The sequence below is a fragment of the Paenibacillus taichungensis genome, from assembly GCF_013359905.1.
Classification (GTDB): domain Bacteria; phylum Bacillota; class Bacilli; order Paenibacillales; family Paenibacillaceae; genus Paenibacillus; species Paenibacillus taichungensis.
The window spans coordinates 143,594-166,280 of the sequence record NZ_JABMCC010000111.1; the positions used below are offsets into that span (position 1 = coordinate 143,594).

Below are 22,687 nucleotides of genomic sequence, written 5' to 3' on the forward strand. Positions count from 1 at the left end.
TTCTCCTGCAGCCATGTATAACTATAGCGTCTGGTTTATCCGCAGGAATTGCGGTGTAATCATATCTGGCAGGCCATTCTCATATCATGCTCCAAAACATGATGAATATATCGGCGCAGGAGGCTTTATGACATATGTAGCAATTCTGATTTTTGTACTGACCATCACATTGGTTATCTGGCAACCACGTGAATTAGGTATTGGTTGGTCCGCCATGGGTGGGGCTTTGCTAGCATTGATGTGTGGTGTCGTCAGTCTGAATGACGCCTCTGATGTGGCATCCATTGTATGGAATGCAACGCTCGCTTTTGTCGGCATTATTATGATTTCATTAATACTCGATGAGACAGGTTTCTTCGAATGGGCCGCTCTTCATATGGCAAGGTTGGCAGGAGGAAATGGACTTAGGCTCTTTATCTATTCCATTTTGCTCGGAGCGGCGGTGTCGGCTCTCTTCGCTAATGATGGTGCAGCGCTAATCCTTACCCCGATTGTGCTTGCGATGGTACGTGCATTGAAGTTCGATGAGCGCATGGTGCTTGCTTTTGTTATGGCTAGTGGATTTATTGCGGATACAACGTCGTTGCCGCTGGTCGTCAGCAACCTGGTGAATATCGTATCTGCGGATTATTTTGGTATTACATTTGTGGAATATGCGGTGCGGATGATCGTACCCAATCTCTTTTCCATCGTGGCAAGTACAGGGATGTTGTTCTTGTTTTATCGCAAAAGCATCCCGCTTCGCTACGATATCTCTGCAGCACGTGATCCCAGGGAAGCTATTCGTGATCCGCGGATGTTCCGCATCGCCTGGTTCATGCTGGTGCTGCTGCTCGTGGCCTATGCTTCCAGTGAGTTTTTGCCGATTCCCGTATCGGTTATCGTAGGTGCCGTAGCTCTTTTGTTCGCTATATTGGCAAGAAAGAGCGAAGCTGTGGATCTGAAACGCGTGATCAAAGAAGCACCATGGTCCATTGTCGTGTTCTCGGTGGGCATGTATATCGTGGTGTATGGGCTGCGTAATGCCGGCTTAACCGATCATTTGAGCCGTTGGCTAGATGCCATCGCAGACCATGGTTTGTTGGCTGCCTCAGTGGGAATGGGCATGATCGCTGCGATATTATCATCTGTAATGAACAATCTGCCCACCGTGTTAATTAACGCACTCGCGATTCAGGGTGCACACACCGAAGGTATTGTGCGTGAGGCGCTGATCTATGCCAATGTGATTGGTTCCGATCTGGGTCCCAAAATGACGCCAATTGGTTCACTTGCCACATTACTGTGGCTGCATGTGCTGTCCCGCAAAGGTGTAAAAATTACTTGGGGATATTATTTCAAGGCAGGCATCATCTTAACTATCCCCACACTATTAATCACCTTGGCCGGATTAGCGTTATGGCTATGGATTCTGGGTTAGTAAAATCGCATTTTACATTCACAATTATGATATGATCTAACTTATTGTAAAAAGCTGCTCTCATACGCTGGTGCTACCTACTAGCTATGAGGCAGTTTTTTTGTTTCTTCTATAGAAGAAACAAATTCTCTTTCTACATTAAAGCATGTACATAAAGGCCAGCCTTCTATAGAGCTGGCCTTCTTTTTTTACCTTCCCCCAGGCTGAGGATTAAAATGCCTGAGACACAACCAGCGCTGACACAGCGCAGGGAACGGAACGATTGTGTAAAAGCGAAGCGTATTCTGTGTAAGAATTTTAAAACACCGAACGTAGTGGAGGGGACGGAATCGATTCTGAAGAAGCGGGAGCGTTCGCCTTTGTCTCCGAGTTTTAACATTAGACATATCAGATAAAAAAAAATTGGAGACAACAGCGATCGGAAGAACGATCCGTAACCGGAACGGCCACTCAGAGTGATTTATTTAAAATTTATTTTAGTAATGTGTAAAATCTTCATGAAAATCTGGACACAATACGGTTTGAAACAACGTCCGTTTCCGGAGCTGCCACTTCAGCGCAATTTGTCCCAGATGTATTTCAATCCACAGTAAACATTTTTAACATTGCGTTTACAAAACATTGATTTTGAGATGACATAACGAAACTACAATGAATAAAGAGTTGATGGTGAACAAAAATAAAAGCCAAATCACCGTCACTAAATTGGGGGAGGAAAACAAAACATGTTTAAAAAGTTGCCGTTCATTTTGATGACCTTAACGTTCGTACTGGTTCTCGCAGCATGCGGATCAAAAAATGACGCTGGTACAGAGGGAAGCAATAATTCCGCAGGAGAAACTGCTACTGAACTTAGCGGTAACATTCTGGCTGTTGGTTCAACAGCACTGCAACCTCTGGTAGAGCAAGCTGGACAAAAATTTATGGCAGTTGATGAATATAAGAACGTAACAGTACAAGTGCAAGGCGGCGGTAGTGGTACTGGTTTGACACAAGTATCTGACGGACAAGCTACAATCGGTAACTCTGACGTATTTGCAGAAGAGAAAATCGATGACGCAGCAAAAGTAAGCGAACTGAAAGATCACCAAGTGGCTGTTGTAGCCATTGCTCCAGTAAGCAACAAAGATGCGGGTGTACAAGATTTGACGAAGCAACAACTGATCGACATTTTCTCTGGTAAAATCACAAACTGGAAAGATGTTGGCGGTGCAGATCAAGCGATCGTTATCGTAAACCGTCCTAGCAGCTCCGGTACTCGTGCAACATTCGAGAACTTTGCTCTGGGAACAAAAGTAGAAGATATCCAAGGTTCCATTCAGGAAGATTCCTCTGGTACAGTTAAAAAGCTCGTAGCTGAAACGCCTGGCGCTATTGGTTACCTGGCTCTGTCCTATCTGGATGACAGCCTGCAAGTTTTGAAATACGAAGGTGTAGAAGCAACGGTTGAGAACGTAGAAGCAGGAACTTATCCGGTATGGGCTTACGAGCACATGTACACTAAAGGTGATCCGGATGCAGCAACAAAAGCATTCCTCGACTACATCCTGAGTGACGAAATTCAACAAAACGACGTGACGGAGCTTGGCTACATCCCGGTATCCGGCATGAAAGTAAAACGTGACGCAGCAGGCACTGTGACTCAATAATCTTTGAACTTGCGCATACAGCGAGAGAGGCGGACCCAGGTCCTGCCTCTTTGCGCGGTTTGCTCTGGATTAATCCCATATTTTGCATGAATTCTACTATAGAAGGATGGTTGTTATGGAACAGACCGAAGGGGGAACGGTAATGAACAACAAGTTGAAACCACGCCGGCCCTTGAGAGAGAAGCATTATTGGGAAGAGTGGACGGGACGGATCTATACGTCGATTTGTGTCGTTTTCCTGATCGTTGTCATGTTTTCCATCGTTTATTTTGTAGCGTCCAAAGGCTTGTCGACCTTTTTCCAGAATGGCGTAAGTTTACGCGAATTTTTATCCGGAAAAACGTGGAATCCAACGGGGGAACCCGCTGCCTACGGAGCGTTGCCGTTCATTACCGGTTCATTCATAACAACATTGCTTGCAGCTCTGATTGCAAGTCCACTTAGCTTGTGTGCAGCGCTCTTCATGACCGAGATTGTACCGGGTAAAGGTAAAAAGATATTGCAACCTGCGATTGAGCTGCTGTCCGGTATTCCTTCCGTTGTATACGGGTTTATCGGTCTCAGTGTGATCGTTCCTTTATTGCGCAGCATGTTTGGCGGAGCCGGCGTCGGGATTGCAGCCGGATGTTTGGTTCTGTCTGTTATGATTTTGCCTACCGTAACAAGCATTATGGCAGATGCGCTGTCTGCACTGCCGAAAGGTCTGCGTGAATCCTCCTACGCATTGGGGGCAACTCGCTGGCAAACGATCTACCGTGTCATTATCCCGACCGTTCTTCCAGCTTTATTGACAGGGATTGTACTCGGTATGGCTCGCGCATTTGGTGAAGCTCTTGCCGTACAGATGGTCATCGGGAATGCACCGCATGTACCGACATCACTGCTCGAATCCGCTTCAACGTTAACGAGTGTAATCACCCTGAGTATGGGTAACACCACCATGGGATCTGTTCATAATAATGCACTGTGGAGTATGGCGCTTGTCCTGCTGGTGATGACCTTTGTCTTCGTCATTCTGGTTCGCCTGCTTGAAAGGAGGAACCGAGTATGAAAATGAAGGCTAAAACGGTAGATAAAGTTGCCACATCCGTTATCGTTGTTCTGGCGCTGTTCATTGTTGTTCTCTTGCTCGGTTTGCTTGGCTTCATTCTGGTACGTGGGATCGGACAGATTAACTGGCACTTCCTGACCAGTGCACCACAGCTGCTCAAAGGTGGAGGCGGGATTGGACCGCAATTATTCAACTCAATATTCCTGCTTGTTCTGACCTTGATTATTACAATTCCGCTCGGATGGGGCGGCGGTATTTATATGGCTGAGTACGCCAAGCCGGGCCGGATCACAAGTTTTATTCGACTCGTTGTCGAAGTGTTATCCTCGTTCCCATCTATCGTTATTGGTTTGTTCGGACTCTTGTTAATTGTTAATACATTTGGTCTTGGATTCTCCTTATTATCGGGTGCCATGGCCTTGGCTATATTCAATCTTCCACTTATGGTGCGGACAACAGAGCAAGCGTTCCGGGCCGTTCCGAAAGAGCAGAAGGAAGCGGGTCTTGCACTCGGATTGTCAAAATGGAAAATTATTACCTCCATTCTGCTGCCTGTGGCATTGCCAAGCTTGATCACGGGTACGATCCTGGCATCGGGCCGGATCTTCGGTGAAGCAGCAGCCCTGATGTTCACAGCGGGTATGAGTAGTCCACCGCTGGACTTCACGGACTGGAATCCAACGAGTCCTAGGTCGCCGATCAATCCATTGCGTCCGGCAGAGACACTGGCTGTGCACATCTGGAAAGTAAACAGTGAAGGCATTGGCCCGGATTCCAAAGAAGTAGCAGCTGGCGCTTCAGCCGTGCTTGTACTTCTTGTACTGGCGTTCAATCTAAGTGCACGCTGGATCGGTCGGGTGGTTTACCGCCGCATGACAGCTTCGAAATAAGGAGGAACCAACATGGCCATACCTTTTGGTACGGAACAGTTAAGCATATATTATGGGCATTTTCAGGCAGTTAAGCAGATCAGCCTGACTTTTCCCGAAGCCAGTGTAACGGCACTCATTGGACCATCCGGCTGTGGTAAATCCACGTTCCTACGATCGCTCAACCGAATGAACGACGAGATTGCCGGTTCTCGCACGGAGGGACATATCTGGATGGATGGCAATGATCTGAATGAGCCGGGCACAGATGTAATCAAGCTTCGCCAGAAGATCGGCATGGTTTGGCAGAAGCCGAATCCTTTCCACAAGTCTATCTACAACAATATCGCGTTTGGCCCCCGCTACCGCGGTATCAAGAACAAGAAGGCACTAGATGAAATTGTGGAAAAAAGCTTGCGCCGCGCTGCGCTCTGGGACGAAGTGAAGGACAGACTGAATGAATCTGCCCTGGCCCTTTCGGGTGGACAACAGCAACGGCTCTGTATCGCCCGCGCGTTGTCGGTTGATCCGCAGATTTTGCTGCTCGATGAGCCGGCATCTGCGCTTGACCCGGTATCTACGGGTAAGGTGGAGGAGTTGATCTCGGAGCTCAAGAAGGAGTTGCGGATCGTGATTGTTACCCATAATATGCAGCAGGCGGCACGCATCTCGGATTATACGGCTTATTTTTATCTGGGAAGCATGATTGAGCACGGAGATACGGAACATATTTTCACCAACCCGGACAATCGTCTGACACAAGAATATATTATGGGACGTTTCGGTTAATTGTTACATTGGATGGAGTATGAGATCGAGATAGATTTATAGAGATAGAAGGAAGCATAACACTCGGGCGAGGTCGTTCGGGGGTTATGCTTTTTTACATCATTCTACATATGGAATAGTTTGCCAAAATAAAAACAATCATGCTACGATATTTGTAAACACTGCCTTTAATTTGATAAGAGAAGGAGATGTGGATCATAACTACCCATAAGATTTCCCATGACACCATGGCAACTGAAATTATCTCGCATTATTCCATAGAAAAGCCTGCAATTTCCTTTATCCGACATAATGAAAATCTAACGTATCAGGTGGTTGATGAATCAACCGGACAGAAGTATCTATTGCGAATACATAAAGCCGCTTTTGCAAGCATGACGGGAATCCAGCATACACGACCTGCACTTGAAGCGGAGATGAATCTACTTCATGAATTACGGGCTACCAGCCCATTGCGAGTGCAGATACCTGTACGCAATACATTGGATGATTGGGTCACTGTCTGTTTGGACGAAACAGGAGAAGAGATCTGTTGTACCGTTCTGGAATGGATTGAGGGCAGGGATATCAAGCAGGGAGAACATCTGACGACAGCGCAGATTCATGATTTGGGTGTACAGTTGCAGATATTGCACCAATATGGACGACGACCAACGGGAGCTCCTGAGCCACAGGTGGGTTCACTGAAGTCTGAAAGCGGGCAGCAGATGAATGACCGTGAACAGCATGCTGATAAGGCGATCATCTCAGAGATGTATACCGATAGCGATAACCCTACCTTGAAGCAAACGGAAGTACGACCAGCCTATGGTTCGATCAAAGAGAATCTGGTCATGCTGGAGCAATTGGAGGAAGGCGTTAGACGTGGCATCTTTACTCCTGAGGATTTCGATCTGATTCGTGAGACGTTTGAGAACATTAACAGACAACTCGAAACGTATCCGCACAATGCCGAGACATGGGGAGTAATTCACGGAGATATTACCCGCGGCAATCTGTTAGTTACGGATCAGGGCATTTCCATGATTGATTTTTGTTTATACGGTTATGGCTACTATCTCTTTGATGCCGGAGGTGCGGCTACGATTTTCAATCGGGAGGAACGGGGTGTCTTCCTATCGGGTTATACGGAGCAGACAGGACCACTAACGAAGCGTGATATTCGATTAATAGAAGGATTCATGCTGATTTTTACGTTTGGCTATTTTGCATTCCAGATGGAGAATGAGTCCAGGTACGAATGGATGAAAGAGCGAATGCCTCTTATATGCAGCAAATTTTGCAAACCATATGTACAGAACGAGAGTATTTTCTATGAGTTATAATTGTGATTTCTAGTGGGTGGGTAGCGCTATGAAGAACATTCGTGCAAAGAGAGTTGCATCGAAAGGGCAGTGTGGTGGCTGGAAGCATGCCGGATTGCTACTTAGCGGAGTGGGCATATCCAATCTGGGTGATTTCATATATATTGTGGCGATTAACCTGATGGTATTGAATATGACACAGTCTCCAGCGGCAGTCGCAGGGTTGTGGATTATCTCGCCGATTGCTTCGGTGTGCACTAAGTTTTGGTCAGGCAGCCTGATTGATCGTTATGATCAGCGGCAGTTGATGATTGGTGCCGATATGCTACGGGCGATGCTGGTGGCGATGCTGCCACTGATGTCCAGTCTATGGATGATGTACGCAGTGATGTTTCTGATCAGCATGTCCTCATCTATATTTGTCCCTTCCTCTCAGGTATACATTACCCGGCTGGTACCTGCTGAACGGCGCAAGCGCTTTAATTCCCTACAAGCTTTGATCAGCTCAGGGGCATTTATTACCGGCCCGGCAGTTGCAGGAGTGATGCTGATATATTTATCTCCGGCAGCAGCCATTTATGCCAATGCGGTTTCCTTTGCTGCTTCTGCGTTGATTCTAATGTTTCTTCCCAAACTGGGCTTTGGAGAACAGAATATAGGGACGGGAAGCAGACTGACACCTCGGATGATTGCCCAGGATTGGAGAGCTGTACTGAGCTTCAGCCGAAAGTCGGGCTACGTTGTCGGTATATATGCCCTGTTCCAGATTATTCTGGTGGTCGGCATGTCGCTGGATGCTCAGGAAGTGGTGTTTATCCGTCAGGTGATGAACCTGCCTGAATCACAGTACGGAGCATTAATGAGTATCACCGGAATCGGTTATTTGGCAGGTTCCATGCTGGTTTGGATGTTCGCCAAACATTTGCCGGTCCGTCACATGATGGGTGGCGGTGTACTTCTGGTTGCGCTTGGTTATTTCCTGTTCGCCCGTTCATTCTCGTTTGAACTGGCGGCTGTTGCCTTTATTCTGCTCGGTCTGTGCTCCGCACTGGCGAATACCGGCCTGGTTACCTTTTATCAAAATAATATCCCTGTCGATCTGATGGGGCGAATGAGTAGTGTACTTGGACTTGTGTTAAGTGTGTTGCAGGTGGCTTCCATTTTGATTGCAGGGGTAATAGCAGAGCAGTTGTCGCTTCGTATGGTATATACAGTTGTATCTGGGGTCATGCTGTTAGCTGCGTTGGGATTGTGGGTGACGAGCATGTTTCCTTCCCGAAGCAGGTATTACGATGAACCGGCGAAGCCCAAGGCGATGGTGGGGTGACAGGCAGAAATACGGCAATTCTAGTACAGAATAAAGGTTGCCTGAATACCCGAACCGTTCAGTGGAACATAACATAAATAGTATTAAACACAGATAATGGCTGATAGAAAATGAAAAATGTATACGCTTTCGAGATGAAACGCATTAACACATTCATGTGATGAAAGTTTACAGTTTATTCGTTTATCTTGTGTATAAAATGGGAATAAGCAAATATTCGCAAAGAAATCGTTAAGTTTGTTGACACTGATCTTCCGGTCGATTAATCTTAATGAGAAAGTATTAAAAACTTCAATTATCGTTCTGGTACAAGATCAGAATGGTTCCATACAGCGAATGATAGCGAGCGGGAGAGACCTGGGCATGTCGAGTAAAATGGCAGCTGTCGGGCACCGAAGGAGCAAGCTGCTACGCACCCGGCGCAGCGGTTAATCTCTCAGGTAAATGTACCATCGTTGGACGCAACTCTGGAGAGTGCGCGAACTGCGCCACCCAAGGGGTATATGATCAAGCAGCACGGTGTGCAGGGTGACATCACCTGTGAATACAGGGATGCATCGATTCGCCGCGCTGCTTATCATGAAACTCTCAGGTATCGAGGACAGAGAGAGGGCCTAGGGCCTTCTTCTGTCCTTTTCTTATGTCATCATTCAGTAATAAAGGAACATTATGGGTGTACGTCTGGATGAAAATGACGATTATAAATGGAGGGTTTGCGATGCGTTTTAAAGACGTTTTTTCAATTATTGGTCCGTCCATGACAGGTCCATCAAGTTCACATACGGCTGGAGCGGCAAGATTGGGGCGAATTGCCCGTCAGTGGCTGGGATGCACGCCTGAACGCGCCCGTTTAACTCTGTACGGCTCGTTTGCTGATACGTATCAGGGGCATGGTACGGATCTTGCGTTGATCGGTGGCCTGCTTGATTATGTGACTGATGATCCACGTATACCGGATGCAGAACAATATGCAGAGGAAGCGGGTATGGAGGTAGAGTTTTTCACAAGCGGCCTGCCTGCTCCTCATCCGAATACGGTCAAGATTGAACTCTGGCATGGAGACCGTCAATGCTCACTAATCGGTGCTTCCATCGGCGGTGGTAGTGTATCGGTGCATGCATTGAATGATTTTCGTGTACAGATCAGCGGAGAGTTCCCCACACTTGTACTGCGCCATTCGGACAAAGCAGGGGTGCTCGCTTCGGTAACCTCCACTATCAGTTCGTCCGGGGTGAACATCGGGTACATGCAAGTGGATCGGAAAGCCCGGGATGGTGAAGCACTGACAGCGATGGAGATGGATGGTGTGCCGAATCCTGAGATGTTGAACCGTCTGCGGTCGCTGGATCATATGCTGGACATTCGCGTGATTGATTTGAAGAGAGGGGTCGAGCCTGATGCGGTTTAAACATCTACATGAACTGAATACCATCTGCACAGCAGAGTCCAAGACCATTGCCGAGCTGATGATCGAAGAGCAGGTTCAGGAGACGAATATCCCGAAAGCGGATGTTGTACGGCAGATGTCGGATTACTATCAGGTGATGAAGGAAGCTGTACACAAAGGGCTGACAGAAGATACGACATCACGTAGCGGCTTGACTGGCGGAGACGGCAAAAAAATGGCTGAGTACATTCGTAAAGGCGAGACTTGTTCTGGAGATGCCTCTGCACTGGCCATGGCGTATGCCCTTTGTGTATCGGAAGTGAATGCCTCGATGGGCCGGATTGTAGCCACACCGACAGCTGGCTCCTGCGGCATCATTCCGGGTGTGTTTATCAGCTCACAGGAGCGTTTTGGCTGGAGTGACGAGCATCTGGTGAACGGTCTGTTCTGTGCGGGAGCGATCGGTTATGTGATTGCCAACAATTCATTTATCTCGGGTGCCGAGGGTGGCTGTCAGGCTGAAGTGGGTTCTGCCATCGGTATGGCCGCTGGAGCCATGGTGGAGCTGCGTGGAGGGACGCCGGAGCAAGTGGTTCATGCAGTTGGCCTCGCGTTAAAAAATACACTAGGGCTCATCTGCGATCCTGTCGCAGGCCTCGTGGAAATCCCTTGCATCGTCCGTAACGGACTGGGTGCCGTAACTGCGCTGGCTGCGGCCGACATGGCGCTGGCCGGGGTACGAAGTGCCATTCCTTCTGACGAAGTCATTGATGTCATGCTGGAAGTGGGCAGTGCGATGCCGAGTAGGCACCGTGAAACGGCCCAAGGTGGGCTTGCCCAAACACCGACAGGACGGAAAATGATGGAGAAGCTTGCTAAACCGAAGGCGAAGCGTGCGGAGCCTGAGACTGAAGCTGAGTCTCCTGCTGAAAATGAGCCAGAAGCCAAGGCATAACGCCTTTGGCCTGAAATCAATTTTAACTTGGTGTGCCTTTTAATATAAAAAAAGGTGATGAGCTCCCATCTTGATACGAAAAGCCGATACGAATTCTTCCTGGTGAAGAAGCGTATCGGCTTTTTTTGCTTTTGCCACAAAGAAAAATAGGTATTGACGTTTATATATCGATTAGATATATTATTAATTGTCATATATCAATACGATATATATAGGACAGAGAAAAAGTTATAGAACTTAAGGAGATGGGTAACATGAAAAGTGTTTTTAAAACGAGTCTTCTGTTTTTGAAAAATGGAGCTACAGTAGTCGGGTTAATTACAGCCGTATTGTTCCAGGTTTTTTTTAATACCATTTGGCTTAGTGGGTATGATCAGGTAAATGCACGGATGAATCAGCTTGCAGTAACTATCGTAAATGAAGATGGCGCTGCGGCGGAGCCAGTGGCAAAGTCTCTTGCAACGGGTCTTCATTTCGAGATTAAACCTTCGTCAACTATGGAAGAAGCCAGACAGATGTTAACGGACCGGGATGTATACATGATTATCGAGATTCCATCCGGTTTCATGCAGCAGGCGGGAGACTTGTCGGGTCCAGTAGCGGTGAAGTATGTGATGAATGAATCCAACGTGGCTACCGTAAAAAGTGTGATGCAAACCGTATCCGCACAAGTCACAGCGACGTTGAACCGTGAAGTACAGCAAAACAGCATTCGGGGAGTGCTGAATCAATCAGGTATGGCTGCCGATCAGGCGAATACGATGGCAGTGGGGTTATCTTCCCGGGTGGAGGCAGAAGTGGAACGGCTGAATCCAGTTAACAATTTTGCTTTTTCCATGGTACCAATGTTGATTGTGACAGCTACGTTTACAGGTGCAATGCTGCTTGGCATGAATCTGCAAAAGGTTTCTGGTGAACTCAGTAGCAGGGTAGGAAAATGGGAACGCTTTTGGGCGCGCAATATCATCAATGTTGGTGCTGCATTTATCGTATCGCTCGTTGGAGCAGGGATGATGCATGTTATGGGTGTATCTTCAGCAGATGGCTGGTGGATATTATGGCTATTTCAGTTGTTGATTACTTTATCTTTTCTATTCGTGGCGCAATTGAGCTTGCTGCTGCTTGGAAATGCTGGAGCATGGTTAAACAGTGCCTTGTTGCCTCTGCTGATGTTGTCATCAGGGGCAACCATTCCGCGCGATGTCATGCCTGACTTCTATCAACAGATCGGTCATTATCTGCCGGCAACCTACGCGGTGGAGGGCATGATGAACCTGGTGCTTGGCGGAGATGGGATTAGTCATGATGTTCTGCTTCTCGTAGTGATTGGAGCGGCGACGTTGGTTCTGGGAGCGGTGTGCACGTGGATCAAACGCTCAGGTCCTGCACAATCCGGCATACCTTTGGAGTCCAAGTCTGCTGCGACACCTGTCCCTCTGACTGGAAACCTGCCTTCACCTGATCGTGGATAACATGGATAAAGATAAGCATCCTTTTGCCGGATTAGCCAATCCGTGAACGTCTGATGATGTTGAACGTATAAGGGAGGATGTGATACGTTAAGAGCAATTGGAAAGGAGCGGTACACCGATGAACACGCAGCATGTCATCCTCGGAATACTGCACAATCAGCCATGTTCCGGATATGAGATCAAGCAGTACTTTGAACAATATTTTTCATTTTTCTTCGATGCCAGCTTTGGCACCATTTATCCCACACTTGCGAAGATGGAAAAGTCGGGGTTATTGACCAAAGAATCCGTTAGACAGGAAGGGAAACCTGACAAAAATGTGTATACCTTAACCCCGGAAGGGTCTGCGGAGTTCAATACCTATTTGATGAGTCCCTTGGAAGCAGAGGTGTTCCGTTCTGATTTTCTGATGCGTCTGTATTTCGGAGAGCTGGCGGATGAAGATACTGTCGCAGGGTGGGTCCGGTCGGAGCTGAATCGTAAAGAATTGCTGTATGCCGAGCTGCAGCGCCAGATGAGGCAATTTGGTGAACAGATCTCACCTGCACAGCGTTTGTGTATGCAAGTGGGGCTTGTGCAATATGAGGCTACCATCCGATTGCTCAAGGAACAGCTGGCCGCCCCTCAGTAGCTTTCTATAGTATCCGTGTCATTAAATCAATTGACGATCCATCCATAACACAGAAAAGCGCTCTACAGATCAGTAACAGGTCTGTGAGCGCTTATTCGGCGTTGCTTGCAATGCGTTGGAATTGTAAGGAAACAATAAAATTAAGAAGCTACGTGATATCTGTACTTAGTACAACATATCCATATGCGGGCAGCTCAACGGCGAGGATTCCCTCTTCCTTGGCTGTACGATAATTCTCGCCAAATAACTCCGTCCATTCCCCGGCACCCGCTTCGAGCTCGACGATAGCTGTTTCTTCCGAACGATTGAAGAGGATCAGAATACGCTCCTCCTCATCCTGTCGTTCCATCACAAGCTGGCTTCCGCCTTCACGGGCCTGCAGGAATCGAATGCTGCCTTCTGCACGCAGGGCAGGATGGGCATGGCGAAGTGCAATTAGCTTTTGATAAAAGGTGAACAGCTCGCGATCCTGCTTCGTCTCATCCCACTCCATACATTTCCGACAACCGGGATCATGCTCTCCGTCCAGCCCAATCTCGTCTCCGTAATAGATGCACGGAGTACCCATATAAGTGAATTGGAACAGCGCAGCCAGTTTCATCTTCCGCTGGTCGCCCTCACATAAGGTGAGTAGCCGTGGTGTATCGTGGCTGTCCAGCAGATTGAACGCCACTTCGCTGGCTTGCAGCGGATAGCGGGACAGTTGTCGACCGATCGAGTTCGCAAACTGTTCGGCGTGCATGGCATCTTTTATAAAGAAACGATTTACGGCTTCCGTAAATGGATAGTTCATCGAGGCATCGAACTGATCACCTTGCAGCCAGGAGGAGGACTCATTCCATACCTCACCCAAGATATAGGCATCCGGATTCGCAGCCTTCACTACACGGCGGAAGTCGCGCCAGAACGCATTATCCACTTCATCCGCGACATCCAGCCGCCAGCCGTCGGTACCCACTTCCTTGATCCAGTATTCGGCCACCTCTAGCAAATACGCCTTCACCTCCGGATTTTCCGTGTTCAGCTTCGGCATATGAGCTTCGAATCCAAAAGTTTCATACGTAGGAATGCCATCCTTCACGTCCAGCGGGAATTCATGCACATGGAACCAGTCCTTATATTTGGACTTCTCCCCGTTCTTCTGCACATCGACAAACGGCGCAAAGGTCTTACCAGAATGATTGAACACCGCATCCAATAGCACCCGGATTCCGCGTGCATGGCACAGCTCAACAAGCCGTTTAACCGTATCTGCATCACCAAAATGACGATCTACTCGCAGATAATCTTCGGTATCGTATTTGTGATTGGTAGTTGCCTCGAAGATCGGTGTAAAATAAATGGCATTAATGCCTAACTCTTCAAGGTAATCCAGATGGTCGATGACGCCCTGCAGATCACCTCCGAAGAAGTTAAACGGGGTTGGCTCACCACCCCAGGGTTCCACATGTTCTGGATTGAGGTCAGGGTTGCCATTTGCGAATCGTTCAGGGAAGATCTGATAGAAGATCGCATCCTTCACCCATGCAGGCGGTGTAAATACAGCTCCGGGGTGGATATATGGAAACTGGAACATGTGACCAGGATCGTCGGGTTCATGCGTTTGGAAATCCGTCTCGGTCATCCAGATCTGTTCTGTACCGCTTTTCAGCAGGAAGGAATACTTCAGCCGATGATACGGAGGTTTTACTTGCCCCTCATAATAATCGAACATGGAATCGGATGTATATTTGGTTAAAGGAACCAGCTCTTTGGTGCGATCCCAGGCGTATTTGTCGCCAGTCAGGGCATATACCTCGGTGAGATCATTCTTTTTGGCACGCAAACGCAGACGAATGGTATCCTTATCGTAGGCGTAGGCCCAGTTCCGTTTCGGTTGATGAAAGATGGCTTCCAGCAGCATAATGAATTTCCTCCCGTCGTATACACATGTATTATGTGAGCAAGTCGCAGCATTCGATGCAGAATTATGCGAAGCGGATGATTAAGGTATAATTTAAAATAAAAGGATATCAATGGCCGTGTGATTATCATTCGTACATTTTATATAAACAAGATACTTCATTATGTTTCAAATATATAATTAACCCAAAGGGTGCAGAAAGGAAACGAATGCGCGCATGAAAACGAAACTGTTATACATTGAAGACGATACGGAAATTGCTACATGGGTTAGGGCCGACTTGGAGGAGCGCGGATATGAAGTGGTATGGCTCGGAAGTGGTGAAGGTGCGGCTGAGGCTGCCGGGGGTTGTTCGTTGGTTATTCTGGATGTCATGCTGCCGGGGCTGGATGGATTTACGGTAGGACAGCGACTCAAAAAGGAACATCCCGAAGTACCCATTGTCATGCTTTCGGCCAGAACGTCCATTGACGATAAGCTGCATGGGCTTGATTTTGCCGATGATTATGTAACCAAGCCATTCCATCCCGATGAACTCGCCGCACGGATTGAAGTCCAGCTTCGAAAGGCAGGAACTGCAATCTCGGCCGATACTGTGGTAAAACTGGACCACTTGTCCATCTACGAGAAGGATCACCGGATCGTGAATGAGGAGACGGGGGAAGAAATTATTTTATCAGGCAAACAGTTTCATATCTTCGCCTACCTGCTCAGGCATATGGGCATGATTCGAACCAAGGAACAGATCTACGAAGCCGTTTGGAACGAGCCTTATCTGGATGGGGACAAGACATTAATGGTACATATTCGGCATCTGCGCGAGAAGCTGGAGCGTGATCCGGCGAACCCAACTATCATTCAAACCGTTCGCGGTGTTGGGTATCGTGTGAAGAAGCCATGAGCAAAAAAGCGACGATGCGCGATCCATCCGATAGGAATAGGGTAGTGAAACGTAGCCTTACAGGCAAACGGAAAATGCGTTTTGGACGGACCCTGATGTCCCGGTATATCCTCTTGATCTTGGCAGCGGTTTTGTTTGTACCGGTCGTTCTCCCCATTACATCCATCATCTATGTGGTGGTGGTGAACAATACAAATAAAGAAAATACGGCACCTTATGGCGATAGCACGAAAATTAGCAACCTGTGGACCCGGGAATCCGAGAAGCTGGATGGGGCGACATCTGAAAAAATCAAACAACGTATGGAACAGCTGCACCGTAAATATCCCAAATCTTCGATGTACCGTGTGGACCAAAACGGTGAAACGGCATTTATTCTCGCTGGAGAGGATGTTGATGTGTCTGAAACCACCGTGGATGGAACAACAATGACAACATTGAAGTGGACGTTGAATCATCAGAGAACAGAGACCCAGATTCCAGCGATATGGAATTCAAACACTACCCTGGAATTTATGAAGGAAGCGTCCTATCGTGATCCGCTAACGGTGGTTTCTTTTGTAGGGGGAGATAGCGAAAACAAGGGACAAGGCTTTATGGTGATTGAGGTTCCGAGGTATCTTATGCAAAAGCCGCAGAACAACTGGCCTATGGAACTTTTGTATTTGGGTGGATTAATGATGATCATTTTCCTCTTATTTATTATCATGTCGATCCTGTTCTTTGCGCGAATTCGCAAGCGGCTCATCCGTCTCCAGACGGCGATGATCACGCCGGGCAAGGAAGGCATTCCACTTCCTGTGGAGATTCGCAGATCGGACGAGATTGGACATCTGGAGGAATCGTTCAACGAAATGGTGCATCAGTTGACAGATAGTCGTCATCGGGAGCGGGAGGAAGAGCAGCTCCGCAAACGTCTTGTCGCAGGCTTATCGCATGATTTGCGTACGCCGTTGACTGTCATTCGTGGACATATGCATTCCCTTCACAAAGAACCCCTAAGCACGGCTGCGGATACTTCATTGCGTCGTATGGAAGCCAAGATGGATGACTTGAGCGGACTGATCGATAACATGTTGTCGTACAACCTGCTCACCAGCGGAAAATATACATTGAAGCTGGAACAGAAGGACGTCCTTCGAATTGTCAGAGAAACGGCAGCAGCCTGGTATCCTGTGTGGGAGAAAGAGCAGTTTGAGATTGATATTGATCTGCCGGATGAACCATTGATTTGGCAGGTGGATGAACAGGGATTGCGTCGTGTTCTCGATAACCTGTTCCAGAATGTCATCCGTCATGCAGCGAGTGGGAAATATATTGGCATATCGACAGAACAGATTCATGGGGAGATATCTCTTGTTATTCAGGATAGGGGACCAGGATTGCAGGCAGATTCGGATACCAAGGGAACAGGTCTGGGGTTATCTATCGTGGATCTACTGATTCGTGAGATGGGTCTGCGGAAGAGGATGGACAGTTCCGAGAACGGACTGCGGGTGTGCCTCTATAGTGGTGTGGGTATTGGAAAACCAAGGCCCTAACCTTTTTTTAAACTAAACTTAAACTTCAGCCGACTTCAGCTTTAACCTTGGAAGGTTACGATGATATCCGAGGTGATTAAACAGTGACAGACAACATTATTCAAACCGCTAACTTATGGAAAACATACCGGGACCGTGCGGCGGTCCGTGAACTTGATCTGCATATTAAAAAGGGAGATATTTATGGCTTCCTTGGTCCCAACGGCGCTGGCAAAACAACAACTATTCGTATGCTTCTTGGCTTAATCAAGCCAACCAAAGGTGTCATCCGTGTATTCGACAAGGATATCCGCAAGGATCGCATGGACATTCTGCGACGTGTAGGTTCGTTGGTTGAATATCCATCATACTATGGACATCTGAACGCGGTGGAGAATCTGGAAACCTTGCGCCGGATATTAAATGTACCCAAATCGAGGATTGCCGAAGTGCTTTCCATCGTGGATCTGACCCGGGATGCCAAACGTTCCGTAAAAGGTTACTCGCTTGGGATGAAACAGCGTCTGGGGATTGCAAGTGCCTTGTTGGGTCAGCCGGAGCTGCTGATTTTGGACGAGCCGACGAACGGTCTTGATCCAGCAGGCATCCAGGAGATCCGGGAATTAATCAAACGCATGCCGCTGGAACACGGTATCACCGTACTGGTGTCGAGCCATTTGCTGAGTGAAGTGGAACAGATGGCAAGCCGGGTTGGCATTATTCGTGAGGGGAAAATGGTCCTTCAGGATACGATCGCCAATCTGCATAGCCAGACGGGCAGCTCCATTCGACTGACGGTTTCCGAGCCGGAAGAGGCGATGAAGCTGGCAAGAGAGCAGGGACAGTTCGGTCAACGTGAAGGAGCCGCGCTCACGTTCCCGTATATGGATAATAGCGCGATTGCATTGCTGGTTCGCCGATTGGTTGAGCAGGATCACGCGGTCTATCGTGTGGAAGAGCACCGTCAATCTCTAGAAGACTTGTTCATGCGAGTCATCGGTGAGGGGGCAACGGTATGACGGGCCGTGCGTTATCGTCCGATTGGCTCAAAATTCGTGGCAAAGGTATCTGGTTTCTCGTTTTCCTGGCACCCATTGGACTAACAGCGATGCAAGCTTTGAATTTCGGGCTTCGTTTGGACTATCTGAAAGAACAGTATGGGGGTCATCTGTGGGAGAGTTTGCTGGATAATGTGGTTGTTTTTGTACCGCTTGCCTTGATGCTGGGGGCGACGATTCTCAGCTCAATGATCGCAAATGTGGAGCATGAACAGGGTTCGTGGAAGCAGCTGCTGGCGATGCCGATCACAAGACCTGCGGTCTACCTGGCCAAGTTCCTGCTCGCTTGTATGCTGCTCATCATCTCCTGTTTGTTATTAACAGCGGGAATTATTGGTCTGGGATTGGTGCTTGGATTCGACGCTGGTGAGATCCCTTGGATACATGCAATCAAGCTGGGTTTATTGCCGCTGGCTGGCGCACTTCCGGTGTTATCTCTGGAGCTATGGCTTACAATGGTAAACAAAAATCAGGCTCTTCCCGTCACGCTTGGGATTGTACTCGCAGTAATGGGGATGTTCGCACTCAGTATCTCACCGTACTTTCCGCTTGCTTGGGCACAGATGGCTTGGGCCAGCCCGACACCATTCGTGTATGTCGGTTTGGGCGTAGGTTCGGGTCTCTTGATCATGCTGCTGGGGATGGTGCACTTTAGCCGGAAGGATGTGGCCTAAGATGAGTTTTGCAACTACTTATTTTCGAATCCTATCCTCTGAACGACTAAAAATGGGCAAATCTCCTGTCTGGCTTCTGATTCTGCTTAGTCCATTGATCGCACTGCTTATCGGGCTGCTATCCACACCATCAGGTCAATGGAATGTGCTTATGGGTTCAATGGTCTTTCTGCATGGTTTGTTATTGCTGCCCATCCTGACCGGCGTATTTACGTCATTCGTCTGTCGGTTCGAGCATGCGGGTGGAGGATGGAAACAAATGCTGGTGCTGCCGCTCACCCGTACGGGCGTATATGCAGGTAAACTGACCATCGTGATCTTGCTTCTGGCAGGCACGCAATTATTGTTGCTCGGGTCCATCCTGTTGGCGGGTATGATCCAGGGCATGACGGATCCCATCCCATGGGGATTGCTTACAGGTAAGCTGCTGCTGGGGCTATTCGCTTGTGTGCCGCTCGCTGCACTACAAATGTTCGTTTCCTTGGTATGGAGCAGCTTTGCCGCACCGCTGGCATTGAATTTTGCGTTGACCGTACCGAACATTCTGATCGTGAACTCGGCTACATTTGGCCCGTATTATCCTTGGGCGCAACCGATGATTCTAATGACACCGTTTGAAGGTGGAGGTTTCGGAGCTTACAATGTTCCGCTTGGGACTATGCTGGCAGTGGTCGGGGGCAGTGCAGTTCTTTTCATTTTAATCGGAGTGTTATACTTTAGAAAAAAAGAAATTTAATTTTCTCACAAATTGGTTGTGAATAAATTCCTTTTAAGCAAACATAGACCTCAGTTATTGACGGGCTATGTCGCTTAAAGGGGATTTTTTGTCGTTTATACATGGTTTTGGTGAAGAGATTGTAAGCAAATTCGAACTGGAATCTGGTAAAATAAAAAAAGCTGTTTCTAGGAAGGCTTACATGGTTATTCGAGGGTAGGCCCATTTCGCCGGAAATTATATTTTTTGGTTGTTAGATGAAGATATAGGCTGAGAAAAGAGGGGTAAGCCTTGGATATTAATAAAACGGAAACCCTGAAGCGCATTATTTCTGAAGGAAGTTCTTACCAATCATTGTTTTTTAATCACCCAGATGCCATATATGTGATGGACATCCATGGAAATTATATTGATGCCAATCCCTCGATTGAGAGGATTTCAGGATATACATTTGAAGAACTTCGCAACTTGAATCGAGATAGGATTTGCCCTCCCGAGAGTGAGGAGTCACGTAAAGAATACATTCGTGAAGTACTGGCTGGACATTCAGTCAGTAAGTCGATCACGTTTTATCATAGAGACGGTTCTCTGAAACAGGCCGAGATTACGTATGTACCCATAACGGAACAAGAAGTTATCGTGGGGATATACGGTATTGCCAGAGACGTAACCGAAATCGTAGAAGTCGAACGTAAATTGCACGAAACGCAAGAGAAATATCAGATGTTGGCTGATCATGCCCAGGATCTAATCACCACAAGTTCGATGGACGGCAAGCTGCTTTATGTTTCTCCTTCCGTCTATTCATTGCTGGGCTATCGTCCGGAAGAGGTAACGGGAAAGTTCCTGAAGGATTACTGTTATCCTGAGGATTACCCTGAACTTCTAGAGATGTCGTCGAGTGGGAATGGCTGCAAGATGCGAGTGCTTCATAAGAAGGGGCACTACATCTGGATGGAAACGCTGGCAAAGCCGGTGGCCGGAGAAGAGGGCAAGAATACTCAGATCGTCAGTGTCAGCCGGGATATTACCCAGCATAAAAATGCAGAAAGACGTCTTAGAGAGAGTCGTCAACGTTACAAATCTCTCTTCGAACATAATCCGGCAGCGGTGTACTCGCTGAATCTCGAAGGCAAATATACGGCAGTGAACCGCAATCTGGTCAAAATGCTGGATGTACCTCGAAGCAAATTGATCGGGCAGTCCTTTCTTTCGCATTTGGATAAATGTGAAGTGCACGGCGGGCAAGCATATTTCGAACTGGTGAAGCAGGGGAAACCCCAACATTATGAAACGCGGATCGTGAATTCCAGTGGCCGTAAGGTTGATGTGTCTATCATTAATGTTCCCATCATTGTGGACCAGGAACTCGTGGGTGTGTATGGGATCTTGTCTGATATTACGGAGCGTAAGGATTATACAGAGCAGATCCAGGAGCTTAGCAAACAGCATGCCCTGATTCTTAACTCGGTTACAGAGGGCATCTATGGACTGGACGCAGATGGCATCACCAGGTTTATGAATCCGGCTGCTGCTTCCATGTTCGGCTACGAAGCGGAAGAGTTTGTCGGCAAAAACTCGCATCCTATCATTCATCATTCACGTGCAGACGGCAGCTATTTTCCAAAAAGTGAATGCCCTATTCATATGACGGTGATGGATGGGCAGCGCCGTACAGTGAAGGAGGATGTGTTCTGGCGCAAAGATGGAACCAGCTTTCTGGTGGAATATCAGGTTACACCGATTATCGATGAAGGTCAGATTCGTGGTGCCGTTATCGTGTTCAATGATGTGACTGGTGATCGCGAAATTGTGCGCGCAAAGGAAACTGCTGAACTTGCGGCGCAGGCTAAGTCGGAATTCCTGTCCATGGTCAGTCATGAAATTCGCACACCAATGAATGGCATCGTAGGCATGACTGAATTACTCATTGGAACGGATTTATCAGAGGAACAGCGAGAATACGCCGAGATTATCCGTGAGAGCGGCGATGCACTCTTGAATATCCTGAATGACATCCTTGATTTCAGTAAATTGGAGTCCGGGAAAATGGCTCTGGCCTACGAACCGTTCTCGCTGCGCATCATGTTGGAACAGGTTGCAGAACTTTTCTCGTCTAAGGCGGAGGAGAAGCAGTTGAAGATCCGATATCGTCTCAATCCCGACATTCCTGAGTTTATGGTGGGCGATGCGATGCGTATTCGGCAAATTCTCGTCAATCTGGTGAGCAATGCCTTGAAGTTTACGGATCAGGGGAGCATTGATGTTACCGTGGATATTATTCGCGGCAGCAGACCGGAAGCGAGTGTGCTGGACTTTGCTGTGAAGGATACGGGGATCGGTATTCCAGAAGATAAGCTGGATCAGTTGTTCCAGTCATTCTCTCAACTGCATCCTGTCATTAACCGCAAATATGGCGGGACTGGTCTTGGATTGGTCATCTCGAAGCGGCTCGTGGAGATTATGGGTGGCAGTATCAGTGTAGAGAGTGAAGATGGAAAAGGATCAACCTTCCGCTTCGCCGTGCCTGCTACAAGCGTAGATGCGACTGCAGAGCAATCTGCACGTCAATTCAGCCATGATCGAACTCGCCAGGGGGACAAGGTGGCGATCCGTATTCTCGTTGCCGAGGACCACCCGGTCAACCGAAAGATTTTGACAGAGTATCTGGAGAAGCTTGGTTACCAAGCAGATGTATGTACCAATGGCGTTGAAGCGATTGAAGCCATTTCGCAAAATGCCTATGATATTGTCCTTATGGATCTTCAGATGCCTGTTATGGATGGACTCAAAGCGACAGACCTTGTACATCGATTAATTCCACAGGAGCGTATTCCAGCTATTATAGCGGTAACCGGAAATGCCAAACGTGAAGACAAGGAAGCTTGTTTGGAAATTGGGATGCGTGACTTCATCAGCAAACCAATCATGCTAAGTGAATTAAAGCGGGTATTGCAGCAATGGGGGCCAGCAGATGAACCTCAGCTTGCACCAAGCTGAAACCCGTACTACCAAGGTGGAAAAAAACAAACAAACACAAAAATGCCAATGACACTTCTGAA

Annotated in this window: 18 protein-coding genes and 2 riboswitches; of the genes, 17 read left to right on the forward strand and 1 reads right to left on the reverse strand. The window is 47.8% G+C overall.

Going from position 1 to position 22,687, the window contains the following annotated elements:
- The first annotated feature begins 127 nt into the window (after positions 1-127).
- The 11 genes from HP548_RS14935 (at position 128) to HP548_RS14985 (ending at position 12,854) form a co-directional block, all read left to right on the forward strand.
- Positions 128-1,420, forward strand: coding sequence for an arsenic transporter (locus HP548_RS14935; RefSeq protein WP_099858634.1), 1,293 nt, complete (start codon positions 128-130; stop codon positions 1,418-1,420).
- 725 nt (positions 1,421-2,145) lie between these two features.
- Positions 2,146-3,069 carry a phosphate ABC transporter substrate-binding protein gene (locus HP548_RS14940; protein WP_076290633.1) on the forward strand — a complete coding sequence of 308 codons (924 nt, stop codon included), beginning with the start codon at positions 2,146-2,148 and terminating at the stop codon, positions 3,067-3,069.
- A gap of 142 nt (positions 3,070-3,211) precedes the next feature.
- Positions 3,212-4,120: a phosphate ABC transporter permease subunit PstC gene (pstC, locus tag HP548_RS14945; RefSeq protein ID WP_099858708.1), complete on the forward strand. Its 909-nt coding sequence runs from the start codon at positions 3,212-3,214 to the stop codon at positions 4,118-4,120.
- Between the two features lie 2 nt (positions 4,121-4,122).
- The gene (pstA, locus tag HP548_RS14950) at positions 4,123-5,010 is read left to right on the forward strand and encodes a phosphate ABC transporter permease PstA (protein WP_063566305.1); all 888 of its coding nucleotides are present in this window, start codon (positions 4,123-4,125) and stop codon (positions 5,008-5,010) included.
- 12 nt (positions 5,011-5,022) lie between these two features.
- Positions 5,023-5,778 carry a phosphate ABC transporter ATP-binding protein PstB gene (gene pstB / locus HP548_RS14955; RefSeq protein WP_063566217.1) on the forward strand — a complete coding sequence of 252 codons (756 nt, stop codon included), beginning with the start codon at positions 5,023-5,025 and terminating at the stop codon, positions 5,776-5,778.
- A 227-nt stretch (positions 5,779-6,005) separates the two neighbouring features.
- Positions 6,006-7,103 carry a phosphotransferase enzyme family protein gene (locus HP548_RS14960; protein WP_175382105.1) on the forward strand — a complete coding sequence of 366 codons (1,098 nt, stop codon included), beginning with the start codon at positions 6,006-6,008 and terminating at the stop codon, positions 7,101-7,103.
- 28 nt (positions 7,104-7,131) lie between these two features.
- The gene (locus HP548_RS14965; RefSeq protein WP_099858632.1) at positions 7,132-8,409 is read left to right on the forward strand and encodes an MFS transporter; all 1,278 of its coding nucleotides are present in this window, start codon (positions 7,132-7,134) and stop codon (positions 8,407-8,409) included.
- Between the two features lie 337 nt (positions 8,410-8,746).
- Positions 8,747-8,870, forward strand: a riboswitch (glycine riboswitch).
- A gap of 4 nt (positions 8,871-8,874) precedes the next feature.
- Positions 8,875-9,016: riboswitch (glycine riboswitch) on the forward strand.
- Positions 9,017-9,127: 111 nt separating this feature from the next.
- On the forward strand, positions 9,128-9,817 hold the full coding sequence (sdaAB, locus tag HP548_RS14970) for an L-serine ammonia-lyase, iron-sulfur-dependent subunit beta (protein WP_076290630.1): 690 nt from the start codon (positions 9,128-9,130) through the stop codon (positions 9,815-9,817).
- Positions 9,807-10,751, forward strand: a complete 945-nt coding sequence (sdaAA, locus tag HP548_RS14975) for an L-serine ammonia-lyase, iron-sulfur-dependent, subunit alpha (RefSeq protein ID WP_175382106.1) — start codon at positions 9,807-9,809, stop codon at positions 10,749-10,751. The genes sdaAB and sdaAA overlap by 11 nt, the downstream gene beginning before the upstream one ends.
- Positions 10,752-11,005: 254 nt before the next feature.
- Positions 11,006-12,223 carry a YhgE/Pip domain-containing protein gene (locus tag HP548_RS14980; RefSeq protein WP_175382107.1) on the forward strand — a complete coding sequence of 406 codons (1,218 nt, stop codon included), beginning with the start codon at positions 11,006-11,008 and terminating at the stop codon, positions 12,221-12,223.
- Positions 12,224-12,341: 118 nt separating this feature from the next.
- Positions 12,342-12,854: a PadR family transcriptional regulator gene (locus HP548_RS14985; protein WP_099858630.1), complete on the forward strand. Its 513-nt coding sequence runs from the start codon at positions 12,342-12,344 to the stop codon at positions 12,852-12,854.
- Positions 12,855-13,002: 148 nt separating this feature from the next.
- Here HP548_RS14985 and HP548_RS14990 read toward each other — a convergent pair whose 3' ends face one another.
- Complete coding sequence (locus tag HP548_RS14990) at positions 13,003-14,757, reverse strand: alpha-glycosidase (RefSeq protein WP_099858629.1); 1,755 nt, start codon at positions 14,755-14,757, stop codon at positions 13,003-13,005.
- A gap of 217 nt (positions 14,758-14,974) precedes the next feature.
- Here HP548_RS14990 and HP548_RS14995 point away from each other — a divergent pair, with 217 nt between their 5' ends.
- The 6 genes from HP548_RS14995 to HP548_RS15020 all read left to right on the forward strand — a co-directional run bounded on the left by HP548_RS14995 (position 14,975) and on the right by HP548_RS15020 (position 22,625).
- Positions 14,975-15,658: a response regulator transcription factor gene (locus tag HP548_RS14995; protein WP_099858628.1), complete on the forward strand. Its 684-nt coding sequence runs from the start codon at positions 14,975-14,977 to the stop codon at positions 15,656-15,658.
- Positions 15,655-17,199, forward strand: coding sequence for a HAMP domain-containing sensor histidine kinase (locus HP548_RS15000; protein ID WP_175382108.1), 1,545 nt, complete (start codon positions 15,655-15,657; stop codon positions 17,197-17,199). The genes HP548_RS14995 and HP548_RS15000 overlap by 4 nt, the downstream gene beginning before the upstream one ends.
- A gap of 83 nt (positions 17,200-17,282) precedes the next feature.
- Positions 17,283-18,197, forward strand: coding sequence for an ABC transporter ATP-binding protein (locus HP548_RS15005; protein ID WP_099858627.1), 915 nt, complete (start codon positions 17,283-17,285; stop codon positions 18,195-18,197).
- Entirely contained in the window at positions 18,194-18,910 is a 717-nt protein-coding gene (locus HP548_RS15010; RefSeq protein ID WP_076290621.1) for an ABC transporter permease, read from the forward strand. Before HP548_RS15005 ends, HP548_RS15010 begins: the two co-directional genes overlap by 4 nt.
- A gap of 1 nt (position 18,911) precedes the next feature.
- Complete coding sequence (locus HP548_RS15015; protein ID WP_099858626.1) at positions 18,912-19,646, forward strand: ABC transporter permease; 735 nt, start codon at positions 18,912-18,914, stop codon at positions 19,644-19,646.
- Between the two features lie 270 nt (positions 19,647-19,916).
- The gene (locus HP548_RS15020; RefSeq protein WP_175382109.1) at positions 19,917-22,625 is read left to right on the forward strand and encodes a PAS domain-containing hybrid sensor histidine kinase/response regulator; all 2,709 of its coding nucleotides are present in this window, start codon (positions 19,917-19,919) and stop codon (positions 22,623-22,625) included.
- Positions 22,626-22,687: the final 62 nt, after the last annotated feature.